The 13,363-nt window shown below is 71.5% G+C and carries 13 protein-coding genes; 5 read left to right on the forward strand and 8 right to left on the reverse strand.

Going from position 1 to position 13,363, the window contains the following annotated elements:
* Positions 1-16: 16 nt before the first annotated feature.
* Positions 17-1,003, forward strand: coding sequence for a glycosyltransferase family 2 protein (locus INTCA_RS06395; protein ID WP_013492106.1), 987 nt, complete (start codon positions 17-19; stop codon positions 1,001-1,003).
* Positions 1,004-1,091: 88 nt separating this feature from the next.
* Here INTCA_RS06395 and INTCA_RS19490 read toward each other — a convergent pair whose 3' ends face one another.
* Positions 1,092-1,730: a CoA transferase subunit B gene (locus tag INTCA_RS19490; RefSeq protein ID WP_013492107.1), complete on the reverse strand. Its 639-nt coding sequence runs from the start codon at positions 1,728-1,730 to the stop codon at positions 1,092-1,094.
* 3 nt (positions 1,731-1,733) lie between these two features.
* Positions 1,734-2,543 (reverse strand): CoA transferase subunit A, encoded by an 810-nt coding sequence (locus tag INTCA_RS19495; protein ID WP_013492108.1) that lies wholly within the window; start codon positions 2,541-2,543, stop codon positions 1,734-1,736.
* 264 nt (positions 2,544-2,807) lie between these two features.
* Between INTCA_RS19495 and INTCA_RS06410 the strand changes: the two genes are divergently transcribed.
* Entirely contained in the window at positions 2,808-4,847 is a 2,040-nt protein-coding gene (locus INTCA_RS06410) for a peptidoglycan-binding domain-containing protein (RefSeq protein ID WP_013492109.1), read from the forward strand.
* Between the two features lie 127 nt (positions 4,848-4,974).
* Here INTCA_RS06410 and INTCA_RS06415 read toward each other — a convergent pair whose 3' ends face one another.
* The 4 genes from INTCA_RS06415 to INTCA_RS06430 are packed head-to-tail and all read right to left on the reverse strand — an operon-like array spanning position 4,975 to position 8,053.
* A complete protein-coding gene (locus INTCA_RS06415) occupies positions 4,975-5,745 on the reverse strand; it encodes a TIGR03089 family protein (RefSeq protein WP_013492110.1) in 771 nt (256 codons plus the stop codon).
* Between the two features lie 7 nt (positions 5,746-5,752).
* Positions 5,753-6,964 carry an LCP family protein gene (locus INTCA_RS06420; protein ID WP_013492111.1) on the reverse strand — a complete coding sequence of 404 codons (1,212 nt, stop codon included), beginning with the start codon at positions 6,962-6,964 and terminating at the stop codon, positions 5,753-5,755.
* Positions 6,954-7,370 carry a DUF2304 domain-containing protein gene (locus INTCA_RS06425; RefSeq protein WP_013492112.1) on the reverse strand — a complete coding sequence of 139 codons (417 nt, stop codon included), beginning with the start codon at positions 7,368-7,370 and terminating at the stop codon, positions 6,954-6,956. The genes INTCA_RS06420 and INTCA_RS06425 overlap by 11 nt, the downstream gene beginning before the upstream one ends.
* A complete protein-coding gene (locus INTCA_RS06430) occupies positions 7,367-8,053 on the reverse strand; it encodes a glycosyltransferase family 2 protein (RefSeq protein WP_052337980.1) in 687 nt (228 codons plus the stop codon). The genes INTCA_RS06425 and INTCA_RS06430 overlap by 4 nt, the downstream gene beginning before the upstream one ends.
* Positions 8,054-8,147: 94 nt before the next feature.
* Between INTCA_RS06430 and INTCA_RS06435 the strand changes: the two genes are divergently transcribed.
* On the forward strand, positions 8,148-10,136 hold the full coding sequence (locus INTCA_RS06435) for a glycosyltransferase family 4 protein (protein WP_013492114.1): 1,989 nt from the start codon (positions 8,148-8,150) through the stop codon (positions 10,134-10,136).
* Complete coding sequence (locus tag INTCA_RS06440) at positions 10,137-11,102, forward strand: lysylphosphatidylglycerol synthase domain-containing protein (protein WP_013492115.1); 966 nt, start codon at positions 10,137-10,139, stop codon at positions 11,100-11,102.
* Between the two features lie 49 nt (positions 11,103-11,151).
* On the opposite strand, the gene INTCA_RS06445 is transcribed toward INTCA_RS06440, so the two are convergent.
* The gene (locus INTCA_RS06445; RefSeq protein WP_013492116.1) at positions 11,152-11,586 is read right to left on the reverse strand and encodes a nitroreductase family deazaflavin-dependent oxidoreductase; all 435 of its coding nucleotides are present in this window, start codon (positions 11,584-11,586) and stop codon (positions 11,152-11,154) included.
* Positions 11,583-12,326 carry a DUF3105 domain-containing protein gene (locus tag INTCA_RS06450; protein WP_013492117.1) on the reverse strand — a complete coding sequence of 248 codons (744 nt, stop codon included), beginning with the start codon at positions 12,324-12,326 and terminating at the stop codon, positions 11,583-11,585. Before INTCA_RS06450 ends, INTCA_RS06445 begins: the two co-directional genes overlap by 4 nt.
* A 95-nt stretch (positions 12,327-12,421) precedes the next feature.
* Between INTCA_RS06450 and INTCA_RS06455 the strand changes: the two genes are divergently transcribed.
* Positions 12,422-13,348, forward strand: coding sequence for a DNA-3-methyladenine glycosylase family protein (locus INTCA_RS06455; RefSeq protein WP_013492118.1), 927 nt, complete (start codon positions 12,422-12,424; stop codon positions 13,346-13,348).
* Positions 13,349-13,363: the final 15 nt, after the last annotated feature.

Consider the following 13,363-nt stretch of genomic DNA (forward strand, 5'->3'; position numbering starts at 1 on the left):
GGAGCGGACGCACCCCGTGGACCATGCCCCACCCATCAGCGTCATCATGCCCCTGCTCAACGAGGAGCAACACCTGGGTGAAGCCGTCGAGGCGATCCTCGACCAGCGCTACCCAGGCGAGCTGGAGCTCGTCCTCGCGATCGGTCGCGGCCATGACGACACGCTGGGCGTCGCCCGGGAGCTCGCCCGCCGGGACCACCGGATCATCGTCGTCGAGAACCCCTCAGGCCGCACCCCTGACGCACTCAACCTCGCCGTCGGGGCAGCCAACCACGAGATCATCGTGCGGGTCGACGGGCACGGGTTCCTCAGCCCCGGCTACATCGAGCGGGCCGTGACGGTGCTCGAGGAGACCGGGGCGGCCAACGTGGGCGGCGTGATGTACGCCGAGGGGTCCTCGTCCTTCGAGAAGGCAGTCGCCATCGCCATGCGATCGTCCCTGGGCGTGGGGGGAGCGCGGTTCCACACCGGGGGTCACGCCGGGCCGGCCGACACCGTCTACCTCGGTGTCTTCCGACGCAGCTGGCTGACGACTGTGGGTGGCTACGACGCACGGTTCTCGCGGGCCCAGGACTGGGAGCTCAACTACCGGCTCCGGCAGGCCGGCGGCACGGTCTGGTTCGACCCCGAGCTGCGCGTGCGCTACCGCCCCCGTCCGACGTTCCGCCGACTCGCGCGCCAGTACCGGGACTACGGACGCTGGCGCCGCGTCGTCGCCCGCGAGCACCAGGGCTCGATCAACGCTCGCTACCTCGCGGCGCCGACCGCGCTCGTCGCCAACGTCGTCGGCCTGGTCGGCGGCTTCGTCTGGGCACCGCTCTGGATCGTCCCCGGGACGTACGCCACGGCCATCACCGTGGGAGGGCTCGTCATCGGCAGGCGCGATGGGCTGGCCGTCGCCGCGCGGGTCCCGGCCGTGCTGGCGACGATGCACGGCAGCTGGGGGTGGGGCTTCCTCACGAGCCGACCCGGACAGCTCCTCCCCGAGACCGACGAGGGCTGAGCTCCGACCTGTCGACTCTGCCGTTCGGGCGCGGACCGGACGACGGCCCCGGACGTTCCGCGCCCGGGGCCGGCCAGGAGCGGTGGGGTCAGCCGAGGTCGACGGTGAAGTCGGGCTCGGTCTTCTCGCGGACCTCGTCCTCGGTGACGTCGGGCGCCAGCTCACGCAGCACGAGCCCGTCGTCGGTGACGTCGAAGACGGCCAGGTCGGTGATGATCCGCTGGACGACGCCGCGGCCGGTGTAGGGCAGCGAGCACTCCTTGACGATCTTGTAGGAGCCGTCGCGGGCGTTGTGCTCCATCAGGACGATGACCTTCTTGGCGCCGTGGACCAGGTCCATCGCGCCGCCCATGCCCTTGACCATCTTGCCGGGGATCATCCAGTTGGCGATGTCGCCCTTCTCGCTGACCTGCATCGCGCCGAGGATCGCGGCGTCGACCTTGCCCCCGCGGATCATCCCGAAGGACGTGGCCGAGTCGAAGAAGGAGGCGCCCTTGCGCAGCGTGACCGTCTCCTTGCCGGCGTTGATCAGGTCGGCGTCCTCCTCACCCTCGTACGGGTAGACGCCGATGCCGAGGATGCCGTTCTCGGACTGGAGCACGATCTCGACGTCGTCGGGCACGTAGCTCGGCACGAGCGTCGGCAGGCCGATGCCGAGGTTGACGTAGGCGCCGTCGGACAGCTCGGCGGCCGCGCGGGCGGCCATCTGCTCACGGGTCATCGCCATGGCTCAGGCCTCCTGCTTCTCGGTCTGGGTTCCCGCAGCGTCGGGGCGGGGGCGGACGGTCCGGCGCTCGATCCGCTTCTCGGCGGCCTGCTCCGGGCTCAGCGGCAGCACCCGGTGGACGAAGATCCCCGGCAGGTGCACCTCGTCCGGGTGCAGCTCGCCGGGCTCGACGAGCTGCTCGACCTCGGCGATCGCGACCTTGCCGGACATCGCGCAGAGCGGGTTGAAGTTGCGGGCGGACTGGTTGAAGACGAGGTTGCCGTGCCGGTCACCCTTGGCGGCGCGGATCAGCGCGTAGTCGGCGCGGATCGCCTCCTCGAGCACGAACGTCTTCGTCTCGCCGTCGACCTCGAAGTCCTGGGTCTGCTTCGGCGGCGAGGCGAGCACGACGTTGCCGTCGGCGTCGTACTTCCACGGCAGGCCGCCCTCGGCGACCTGGGTGCCGGCACCGGTGATCGTGAAGAAGGCCGGGATGCCGACCCCACCGGCGCGCAGCCGCTCGGCGAGGGTGCCCTGGGGGGTCAGCTCGACCTCGAGCTCGCCGTGCAGGTACTGCCGCTCGAACTCCTTGTTCTCACCGACGTAAGAGGCGACCATCCGGCGGATCCGCTTGTCCTTGAGCAGGATCCCCAGCCCCCAGTCGTCGACGCCGCAGTTGTTGCTGATCGCTTCGAGGTCCTGGATGCCGGCATCGTGAATGGCGGCGATGAGCACACTGGGGATGCCACAGAGACCGAAACCGCCGACCGCCAGTGACATCCCGTCACTGATGCCGGCGATGGCCTCCTGAGGTGTGGAGACGACTTTGTCCATGGTCCGGACTCTATCGGTCACTCGAGTCGGCCCAGGGGTGGGGTGCCCCCACATCGACGCACCGCCGGTGGGGGCGCGCCACGTGATGCAGGCAACACCGACGGCCTTAGCGGAGCCTCGGGTGGGCAGCCATCGGGAAATTACAGGTTTGTAGTTCAGGCGATCGACTTGTTAACCGTGTGACTGGAGTGCATAAATGGTGCAGTTGCACACTCGAGGGGAAGTGAGCTTCCAGAACTCCAGCGCTCCTGAATCGAGTCCGCCATGGCCCTCGGCCGTCACCCCCTTGCGCTCGCCCTCGCGGCTCCGCTCCTCGTCGTCCCGAACGTCGTCCAGGTGGCAACGGTGGCCCATGCCTCCACGCCGCCCGCCCCTCCCACGCGGACGCTGCCCAAGGCGCTGGACGTGTACGTCCCCTACCAAGGTCAGACGGTGTGCGACCCCGTGGCGCGGCCCGGCGTCCTGGCCTTCGCGAAGCTCATGACGAGCCACTACCAGATGGGGTCGACCAGCCTCATCGGCCGCACGTGCTCGAGCGACACGTCGGAGCACTACGACGGCCGGGCCTGGGACTGGATGCTCGATGTCGACGACTCCGAGGAGTCGGCCGTCGCGCGCAGCGTCCTGTCCTGGTTGACCAAGGCCGACGCCGACGGCGTCCCCGGCGCGATGGCCCGACGCTTCGGGATCATGTACATCATCTACGACCACAAGATGTGGCGCTCGTACGCACCGGAGCGGGGCTGGGCTGCCTACTACGGAAGCAACCCCCACACCGACCACATCCACTTCAGCTTCAACTACAACGGCGCGGCCGCTCGCACGTCCTGGTGGACGGGTGTCGCCGCGACGACCGTCCTCACCTCGCTGCCGTCCTCCGGCACGACGACGACCGTCACGGTCCCGTCGACGCCCACCGTCCTGTCCTTCGGGATGCAGTCCGAGGCGGTGCGCCAGCTGCAGGTCCGGCTCGGCAACCTGCCGACGACCGGGTACTACGGGGCCATGACCCGGGACCGCGTCACGGAGTACCAGCGGTTCGCCGGGCTCCCGCAGACGGGGGTCGCCGACCTCAGGACCCAGGAGATCCTCGCCAAGCGGGGATGGCGCACCGTCAGTGCGGCCTTCCCGACCCTGTCCTACGGGATGACCTCGAGCGCCGTGCGCACCCTCCAGACGAAGCTCGGGTCACTCCCCACGACGGGCTACTTCGGCTCGCTGACGAAGGACCGGGTGCTCGCGTACCAGAAGTTCGTCGGCCTGCCTCAGACCGGAACCGCTGACCCCGTCACCCAGTACCGGCTGTGGGTGCGCGGCTGGGCGGCACCTGCGACATCGGGAGGGGGCACCGCGACGACCTATCCCACCCTGTCGATCGGGACGACCTCCGCTGCAGTGAAGAACCTCCAGGCCGAGCTGGGCAACCTCCCCACGACCGGCTACTTCGGCTCGATGACCCAGGCCCGCGTCACCGAGTACCAGAAAGCCGTGGGGCTGCCGGCGACGGGGATCGCCGACCAGACCACCCAGGAGCTGCTCTACACCAAGGGCTGGCCGACGACGTACCCCACGCTGTCCGTCGGGATGACCTCGACCGCGGTGCAGAACCTCCAGGCCCGGCTGGGCAACCTGCCGACGACCGGCTACTTCGGCTCGATGACCCGGGCACGCGTCATCGAGTACCAGCGGTTCGTGGGGCTCGCGACGACGGGGGTCGCCGACAACCGCACCCAGCAGCTGCTCTACACGCGGGGTTGGTCCGTCGTCGCCCCCGCCAGCACCACCGTCCAGCAGGAAGGAGCCGTGATGACCGCCTTCACCACCTCATCGCCGACCAGCACGGCCGGTCCCGCCGTCTCGACCGTCTCGACCGCGACGACGTTCACGCCGTTCAAGGATGTCGTGCTCGCGATGGGCTCTCGCGGTGCAGCGGTCCGAACGCTGCAACGCGCACTGGGAGGAGTGGCCGTCGACGGTGTCTTCGGGTCGCTCACCCGGGACAAGGTGGCGGCCCTCCAACGCTCGCTGGCGCTCCCACAGACCGGTGTCGTCACGCCGGAGGTGTGGGAGGTCCTCGAGTCCAGGGAGTTCCCCTTCGCGGCGCACCGCACGACGGTCCTGCGGCTCGGGGACACCGGGCCCCAGGTCTCCGCGGTGCAGCGAGTGCTCGGCGTGCGCCCCACGGGCGTCTTCGACGAGCGGACCCGAGCGGCGGTCAAGGAGGCGCAGGCCCGCGCCGGGCTCGCGAGCACCGGGGTGGTGGCCTCCCGGACGTGGTCCCTCTTCGACCGGCTCTCGGCGTAGCCGTCCCCGGCCGCTGGCGGCCCGACATGACTGATGTCGTATGCCGCTCAGCGCGCCTCCGCTCTCGACAGACCCGAGCGGATGGCGGGGTTTCCCCGAAGAGCGAGCCCAGCGGCATACGGCGTGCTCAGGGGGAGGAGGGCACCTGCGGTCCACCTCGGGCCGGAAGGAGGGAGAGGGTGACCCCCTCCGCCTCCAGCCGCCGAGCGAGGGCGTCGGGGTCGACGGCGGCAGAACCGCGCATCGCGACGACGGAGCCGTCCGCTGCCCAGGCACTGAGCGTCACGGCGAGCAGGCGTCCGAGCCCGTCGTCCACCGCGACCCTGGGCCCCCGGCCCCAGGCCGGCTCGGGCACCACGAGGTCGCCGTAGGGCGTGTCGGTGCCGTCCACACTCAGTGCGAGGTCACCGGGCTCGGGGTCGGACATCGGGGAGAACTGGTCACCGTGCGTCGCCAGCTCCCTCGCCTCGTCCACGGCACCACCGGCGGCCGCTGCGTCAGGGTTCGAGCGTGCGAGCGCAGGCAGCGTGACGAGAACGGCATCACCGCCATGGGCGGCTGCGGCGGCCGGGTCGATCGTCGCGAGGACGTCGGCATCGCCGGCGGCCGCCCCGAGGACGACGGTGGCGCCGACCGACCACGACGCCCACGCCCAGTAGACACCCCGCCAGTGCGCCGGCAGGTCGAGCCCGACCGTCGTGCCGGGACCGGCGGCGCAGTCGTCCTGGAGGAGGTTCGCGGCCTTCGAGACCCAGTTGGCGAGCACTCGTGCACTGAGCTCGATGCGCTCGCCCCGGGTCGGGCCGGGCTCGTCGTCGTACCAGGTCAGCCGGGGCCGGCCAGAGTCGCTCGCCAGGAGTCGGGCCAGCACGTCGGAGGGGTAGAGCGGCCCGGGCATCAGTGCCTCACTTCGGGTCCTCGCCGGGTGTCGTGCCCGGTGGCGGCTCGGTCAGGGGCTGGTCGTCCCTGAGAGTGTGGAAGAGGGCGAGCGCCCGCTCGCTGTCCCACTTGACCGCCACCCCGGCGTTGTCGGTGGGATAGGCCATGTCCGCGATGGGGACGGTCAGGGACAGCCCCTCGTCGCTGCTCACCGCCCGCATCGCCTGCAGGACCCGGTAGGCGTCGAGCAGGGAGGTCTCCTCCCCGACCGCCACTCCGCCGGAGGCTGCGTCGACGAACGTGGTGTAGCGCCAAGGGATCAGGACGGTGGAAGGGGTCGCGGACTGCTTCATCAGGGCCCCGAGGAACTGGCGCTGACGAGTCGCCCGGCCGATGTCCCCGAGTGGGTCCTCGTACCGCGACCGGACGTAGCCGAGCGCGTTCTTGCCGTCGAGGACCTGGCACCCCTTCTGGAGGTCGATGCCCGCCTTGTCGTCCTTCATGTCACGGGGCACGCAGATCTCCACGCCCCCGATCGCGTCGACCATCCCGGCGAAGCCACCGAGTCCGATCTCGAGGTAACCGTTGATGTGCAGGCCGGTCACCTGCTCGACGGTCTGCGTGAGCAGCTTGGGCCCGCCGAACGTGAAGGCCGCGTTGATCTTGTTGGTCCCGTGCTCCGGGATGGGCACGTAGGAGTCCCGCGGGATGGAGATGAGGACCGGCTTGCCGCCGCTCTCCGAGACGTGGACGAGCATGATCGTGTCGGTCCGGTTGCCCTCCGCCGACCCGGTCTTCAGCTGCCGACGCTGCGCAGCCGTCAGCCCCTCGCGGCTGTCCGACCCGACGAGGAGGTAGTTGTGGCCTGACGTGTCCTTCGGCCGCTCGCCCGCGGGCACGTTGTCGACGCGGGAGATCCCCGTCCACGCGGCCACCGGGACCCAGATCATGAAGGCCAGCCAGCCCACCACGAGCAGGCCGACCACGAAGAGGGTGAGTCGTCCCTTCCGCCGCCGGGTCCGTGGCCCCGGCCTCACCTGCCGCAGGGCCTCGGGACTGGCCTCCCGTCGGGGGTCAGGGCGCACCTCCCCTCGGGGATCGGGGCGGACCTCCCGTCGCGGGCTCGGTCGGGCGGCAGCGGCGGCGGGTCGCCCCTTGCGTGTGTCGACCACGTAGACGTCGTCCTCGGGGCCGCCGGGGCTGCCGGCGCCGTGGGGCGGGCGAGGTTCAGTCGGCATCGGTGCCCTTCGGGGTCGGTGTGGATGGGGTGGGGCGCGCCGGTCGGTCGGGAGGGAACGCATCCCTGACGGGGACCGCCTCGTCGAGCGCGATCCGCCGGGCGAGCCGCGTGTAGCGAACCTCCATCTCGCGGAACCGCTTGAACGTCGTCACGACGAAGCCGAGGAAGGCGACGACCAGCCCGTAGAGGATGAGGTCGGCGCCTCGCCCGACGCCCAGGGCCTGTGCCAGGCTCGTCCACGTCTTGCTCGGGTCGATGATCGAGTAGACGGCCAGGCCGGCAAGGGCGAGGAGCCCGAGCCGGCGCACCGCCTGGGTCCGCTGGCCGGAGCCCGCGAGCAGCCGCCAGGCGATCGCCAACGTCGCAGCGATGAGGATGATCTGGATGACGCTCTGTCGACTCATCGCCAGATCAGCTCCGCGAGGATGTTGACGGCATTCCACAGCGACTGGCCCTTGGCCTTGCTGTAGTCCGTGTAGAGGATGTGGACCGGCGCCTCGGCATAGGTGACCGGCTCGCCGTCGAAGCGCATCGCCCCGATCTGGGCGACGATCTCGGAGGCGTGGGCCATCCGGTTCTGCGTGATGTCGAGACGCTCCACGACGCCGCGCTCGAGGACGCGCAGGCCGTTGTGGGCGTCGGTGAGCCGGGTGCCCGTGCTGAGGTTGGTGTAGGCGACCGCCATCCGGAGGACCAGCCTCTTGAGACGTGACGCCTCGGTGCGTTCGTCGAGGAAGCGGGACCCGAACACCACGCGGACCGGCCCCTCGCGGACGAGGTCGACCATGGCCTCGACGTCGGCGACCTGGTGCTGCCCGTCGGCGTCGAAGGTGACGCAGTAGCGCATCGCCGGGTCGGTCAGTGCGTAGTCGAAACCGGTCTGCAGCGCCGCGCCCTGGCCGAGGTTGACGGGGTGCCGCACCACGACGGCCCCGGCCTGCTCGGCGCGTGCGGCCGAGTCGTCGGTGGAACCGTCGTCCACGCAGACGACCTTCGGGAAGGACGCGCGGGCGGTGCGTACGACGTCGCCGATGACCTTCGCCTCGTTGTAGAGCGGCACCACGAGCCACACGTCGTTCGCTTGCATCACCACCAGAGTAAAGCGGAGCCGCCCGTGCCCTGTCCCGGCGCCACGCAGACGCGGCGGTTCGGGGCCCGGCTCGGGGCTAGAGTCGGTCACGATGACGGACCTGAGGCTCGATCACGTGGCACCGGCGCCCGCCGGTTCCGCCGCCCTGCGGATCGCGGTGGTCGGCCCGACGCATCCGCACAAGGGCGGGGTCGCCGCGCACACGACGATGCTCGCGCACCACCTGAGCGAGGCGGGCCACGACGTGACGTTGGTGTCCTGGGCGCACCTCTACCCCTCGAGGCTGCACCACGCCGACGCCACCGTCCCCCAGGGCGCGCCAGAGGTGCCTCCCTATCCCCGGACCGTGCGCGCCCTGAGCTGGGCCCGTCCCGACACGTGGGTCCGCGCCGGTCGCCGGCTCCGTGATGTCGACGCCGTGCTCGTCGTCCACGTGATGCCACCCGTCGTCCCGGCCCACCTCGCGCTGCTCCACGCAGCCGGGGCTCTCCCGGGTGTCCCGGGCCTCCCGGGCCTCCCGGGTGTCCCGAGCCCACGCCCCCAGTCGATCGTCGTGTGCCACAACGTGCTCCCGCACGAGTCGCGGCCGGGTGACACCCCCCTCATGAGGATGTTCCTCGCCAAGGTCGACGCGATCCTGGTCCACAGCGCCGACCAGGCCACCCTCGCCCACGAGCTCGGTGCGCGCCGGGTGTCGGTGGCCGACCTCCCGCCGCACCTGCCCGGCGGTGAGCCGATCTCCCGAGGCCAACGCAGCGGACCGACCCGACTGCTCGCGCTCGGTCTGATCCGCGAGTACAAGGGCATCGACGTCCTCTTGCGGGCCATGCTGGACGTGCCCGACGTCAGCCTGACGATCGCCGGCGAGGTCTGGCCCTCCCAGCGAGAGGTCATCGGGCGGCTCGTGACCGACCCGCGCCTCGCCGGACGCGTCGAGCTGCGCGAGGGATACGTGCCGGCCGACGAGCTCGCGGCGCTCCTCGCCGACCACGACGTCCTCACGCTGCCCTACCGGTCGGCCACGGCCTCGCAGAACGTCATCCTCGGACACGCCCACGGCCTACCCGTGCTCGCCTCGGACATCGCACCGTTCTCGGGCCAGATCGAGGACGGGGTCAACGGACTGCTCGTGCCCCCCGAGGACGAGCGGGCGCTCGCCGGGGCGTTGCGGCGGCTCCGGGATCCCGAGGTTCGTGCCCGGTTGGCCGAGGGGGTGCAGACCCCCGACCTGTCCGGGCCCTGGGCCAACTACCTCGGCACGATCGAGGCGCTCGCCGCGGATGACGAACGGTCGTCGGTTCCCGGCTGGCGCGGAGGATCCCACTCGGCCGCCGCCCCGCGAGCACCGCACCTGGCCGTGGCCGCCGGCGTCCGCGCGGCCGGCTCGCGGCTCGCGGGGGGACTGCGGGCCGGCATCCGGTCGCGTCGGCCCGTCGTCGCGTTGGACCGGTCCGACCTGCCGGACTGGGTCCTGCCGACCGACGTCCTCAGCGACCCGCTCGAAGCCGAGGAGGCCCGCCGACTGGCCCGTCGGCTCGGCCTGCCGCTGTCGCTGGACAAGGTCGAGGCGTGGGCGGCGCTCGGCGCGCTCGCCGCGATCCTGCGGGTCCGCGACGACGGCCGTCGAAGCGCCATCATCGTCGACGAGACCGGGACCCGGTCGGTGTTGTCGCGCTGGGCCAGGGCCATCGGCTTCGCTCCCGTCGAGATCGACTTCACCGGTTCGGAGCCGAGCGTGGCAGCCCTCGACGTCGACACCGGCTCCCTCGACGTCATCGTGCGGATCCACCCCCGGGGCTGCGACGGCACCGACGTCGACCACGTCCTCGAACAGGCGTCATGGGCACTCCGCTCCGGTGGTCTGCTCATCGTCACGATCCCGATCGGGCCGCCGTCCGCCCCCGGGGCGGTCGGGCCTGCAGACGTCCGCGGCATCCTCGCGCGGGCCCACGACCTCGGCTTCGTCCTCGTCGGCGACCTCGACGGCGACGTCAACGCGCGCATGCGCGAAGCCGGCGCGCGAGCGCGAGCCGACTCAGCGGCATACGGCCTCGTCCGGCTGACGTTGAGGAGGCGCTGAGTGTCCCGCGGGCGACTCCTCATGGGGCTCCGCGTCCTCGTCGCAGTCGTCACGCTCGCGGCAGTGGTCTACGCGGTCGCCCGCAACTGGGGGGACGTCTCCGTGCACCTCGGCAAGGTCTCGGTGGTGACCTTCGCGTGGTCGACGTTGGCCGCGGCGGTCGGCACGTGGCTGACCATGCTCGGGTGGCGCATCATCCTGCGCGACCTCGGCTCGGACCTGCATGTGGCTCCCGCCTCCGGCGTCTACTTCGTGGGCCAGCTCGGCAAGTACCTCCCCGGGTCGCTCTGGTCGGTGCTCGTGCAGGCCGACATCGCCGCCCACCTGCGCGTGCCTCGGCGGAGGACCGCGGTGACGGGGCTGCTGGCCCTCGGCTTCGCCCTGCTCACCGGGCTGCTCGTCGGGCTGCCATCCGTCGGGTTCCTCCTGCGCCAGACCTCCGGCGGGTTCCCTTGGTGGCTGGTGCTCGCGGCGCCCCTCGTCGTCGTGCTGCTCGTGCCCCGGCTGCTCAACTGGTCGATCGCCACGATGCTCCGGCTGATCCGCCGACCCCCACTCGAGCACGACCTGTCGGCGCGAGCGGTTCTCAAGGCCGTGGCCACCTTCGTGCTCGTGTGGCTCTGCTTCGGGGCGCACACCTGGCTGCTCGCGGCCGCGGTCGCCGGAGATGCCCCGCACCCCGACCTCTCGACGGCGGCGTTGACCGGCTATGCGCTCTCGGTGTCCCTCGGCATGCTCCTCATCGTCCTGCCGGCCGGTCTGGGCGCTCGCGAAGGGCTGCTCACCCTCATCCTCTCCGCGGCGATCCCGACGCCGGCAGCGGCGGCGGTGGCGATCATGTCGCGCTTCATCGTCACCATCCTCGACGTGGCAGCCGCCCTCGTCGGCTGGTTCTACGCCCGCTCCCACGACCTCGTCAGCGAGCGGCGCGAACGGGCCCCGGACGCGCAGCTCGGTTCGAGGTGACGCGCGACCACCAGGAGTCGACGATCACCTCGGGCCACGTCTCGACGGTCTAGACCCGCTCGAGGAGGAAGACCGGGATGACCCGATCCGTCTTCTCCTGGTACTGGGCGTAGGGCGGGAAGGCGGCGACGCAGACGGGCCACCACTCGGCGCGCTCCTCGGGTCCGAGCTCACGGGCGTGGGCCCGGAACCTGTCGGTGCCGTCCTGCAGCTCCACCTCCGGGTGGGCGCGCAGGTTGTGGTACCACTGCGGGTGGTCCGGTCGGCCGCCCTGGCTCGCGACCGCGGCGTAGACGCCGTCCCGCTCGACGCGCATGAGCGGCACCTTCCGGACGGCCCCGGTCCGTGCGCCGCGCATCGTCACGAGCACGACGGGGCGACCGAGGATGTCGACCGAGGCGGTCGTCCCGGTCTCCGCGATCTGCTCGACCTGATGCCGCACCCAGTCGGACGGGCTGGGGAGGTAGTCGTCCACGCTGGTCACGCCGCGCCGGGCTCGGGCGCAGAGGACCACGGGAACTTCTTGACGAAGTCCTCGACCACCGTGACGTTGAGGCCGCCGCAGTACTGGCGCTTGCCGCTCTGCTCGCCGACCTTGCCGGTCTGGAGGTCGACGTCAGCAGCCCAGTGGGTCAGCGCGTACTTCTTGCCCTCGGGGAAGGCGCCCCGCGTCGTGTCCCATGGCGTGATGATGAACTTGTTCTGCGACTCGGGCATCGCGTTGACCCGCTCGGCCAGGGCTGCGAACTGCGACGCCTGGCTCTGCTCGACGGACGGGTCGTACCAGAGGACCGTGTAGCCGTGCTCGAGGTTGTGCACGAGGGCCTCGACCTCGGGAGCGTCCGCGACGGTGTAGACCCGGCGCTCCGAGAGGGCGGGCTGGGCGAAGTGCTGGCCGCTCGCGGGGGGCGCCGTGTCGTACTCGACCCGCTCGGTGTCCGCGACCGACGTGCCCGGCCCGACGTGGTCGGACGAGCCGGTGGCCGGGTCGTCGATGACCGGGTCGCACGCCGCGGCAGCGACATCGCCCGCCATCCCCTGGAGCGCGGCGTCCTTCTTGCTCTGCTCGCCCATGATCGCCCACGCCACCGCCCCGCCGATGAGGGCGATGACGAGCACCACTGCACCGACGACGAGCAGGAAGCGTCGGCGCTCGGACTGCTTGGCCTTGGCCTGCATGGCGGCGACGCGCTCGCGTCGTTCTCGGCTCGTGTCGCGGGCCATCGTTCCTCGTTCCGGGGGTCGGGCTGGGCGGGGCAGGGGCTCAGGGGTCGGGTCGCATTCAACGACCGGGGTCGAGTGTAGGCGAGACTGTCCCCGTGACCGAAGTGAAGGTGCGCGTCTGGAGGGTCGATCGGGAGATCAACCTCCGTGCGCAGCTCTCCGCTTTCCAGCGAGGCGCGGGGGACCCGACCAGCCGTTGGGGGGCGGACGGCTCCTTCACCAGAGCGGCTCGGACACCGGCGGGGCCGGGCACCCTCCAGGTCGTATGCCGCTCAGCCGGCTCCGCGGTCGAGTGCACAGCGTGGGGTGCTGGGGCGGAGTGGCTCCTCGAGTCGGTCCCTGACCTGCTGGGCGCCGCCGACGACGTCTCGGGCTTCACGCCACACCACCCCGTCATCGCCGATGCGTGGCGCCGCTTCGCGCACTGGCGGGTGCCCCGTTCGGCTCTCGTCATGGACGCGCTCGCACCGGCCGTCGTCGAGCAGAAGGTGACCGGGCAGGAGGCCTTCTCGGGATACCGGCGGCTCGTGCGTCGCTACGGCCAACCTGCGCCGGGTCCGCTCGGTGACGCGCTCTGGGTCCCGCCGGCGCCCGCCGACTGGGCGAGGATCCCGTCCTGGGCCTGGCTGCAGGCCTCCGTCGACGGGGCCCGGTCGCGCACCCTGGTCGGAGCCGCCCACGTGGCAGGCAGGTTGGAGCAGTGCGTGGACCTCCCGCTGGACCGCGCCCGATCTCGCCTCCGGGCGTTGCCGGGTGTCGGTGTCTGGACGGCCGCCGAGGTCGCCCAACGAGCACTGGGAGACGCCGATGCGGTCAGCTTCGGCGACTACCACGTCGCCAAGGACGTCGGCTGGGCACTCCTCGGCACGCCCGTGGACGACGCCGGGATGGCCGAGCTGCTCGAACCTTACGTCGGCCACCGGTACCGCGTGCAGCAGCTCCTCGCGCTGGCCGGTCACCGCAGGCCCCGGCGTGGTCCGCGGATGGCACCGCGCACCCATCTGCCGGTCCGCGCCCGCTGAGCCCAGCGGCATACG

Origin of the sequence: Intrasporangium calvum DSM 43043, from assembly GCF_000184685.1 — a bacterium.
Lineage (GTDB): Bacteria > Actinomycetota > Actinomycetes > Actinomycetales > Dermatophilaceae > Intrasporangium > Intrasporangium calvum.

Excerpts from the sequence above, each read along its gene's own strand:
- INTCA_RS06420 (WP_013492111.1), bottom strand. The coding sequence starts at position 6,964 with ATGCCGACTGAACCTCGCCCGCCCCACGGCGCCGGCAGCCCCGGCGGC.
- INTCA_RS06415 (WP_013492110.1), bottom strand. The coding sequence starts at position 5,745 with ATGCCCGGGCCGCTCTACCCCTCCGACGTGCTGGCCCGACTCCTGGCG.
- INTCA_RS06435 (WP_013492114.1), top strand. The coding sequence starts at position 8,148 with ATGACGGACCTGAGGCTCGATCACGTGGCACCGGCGCCCGCCGGTTCC.
- INTCA_RS19495 (WP_013492108.1), bottom strand. The coding sequence starts at position 2,543 with ATGGACAAAGTCGTCTCCACACCTCAGGAGGCCATCGCCGGCATCAGT.
- INTCA_RS06430 (WP_052337980.1), bottom strand. The coding sequence starts at position 8,053 with ATGCAAGCGAACGACGTGTGGCTCGTGGTGCCGCTCTACAACGAGGCG.
- INTCA_RS06410 (WP_013492109.1), top strand. The coding sequence starts at position 2,808 with ATGGCCCTCGGCCGTCACCCCCTTGCGCTCGCCCTCGCGGCTCCGCTC.
- INTCA_RS06450 (WP_013492117.1), bottom strand. The coding sequence starts at position 12,326 with ATGGCCCGCGACACGAGCCGAGAACGACGCGAGCGCGTCGCCGCCATG.
- INTCA_RS06425 (WP_013492112.1), bottom strand. The coding sequence starts at position 7,370 with ATGAGTCGACAGAGCGTCATCCAGATCATCCTCATCGCTGCGACGTTG.
- INTCA_RS19490 (WP_013492107.1), bottom strand. The coding sequence starts at position 1,730 with ATGGCGATGACCCGTGAGCAGATGGCCGCCCGCGCGGCCGCCGAGCTG.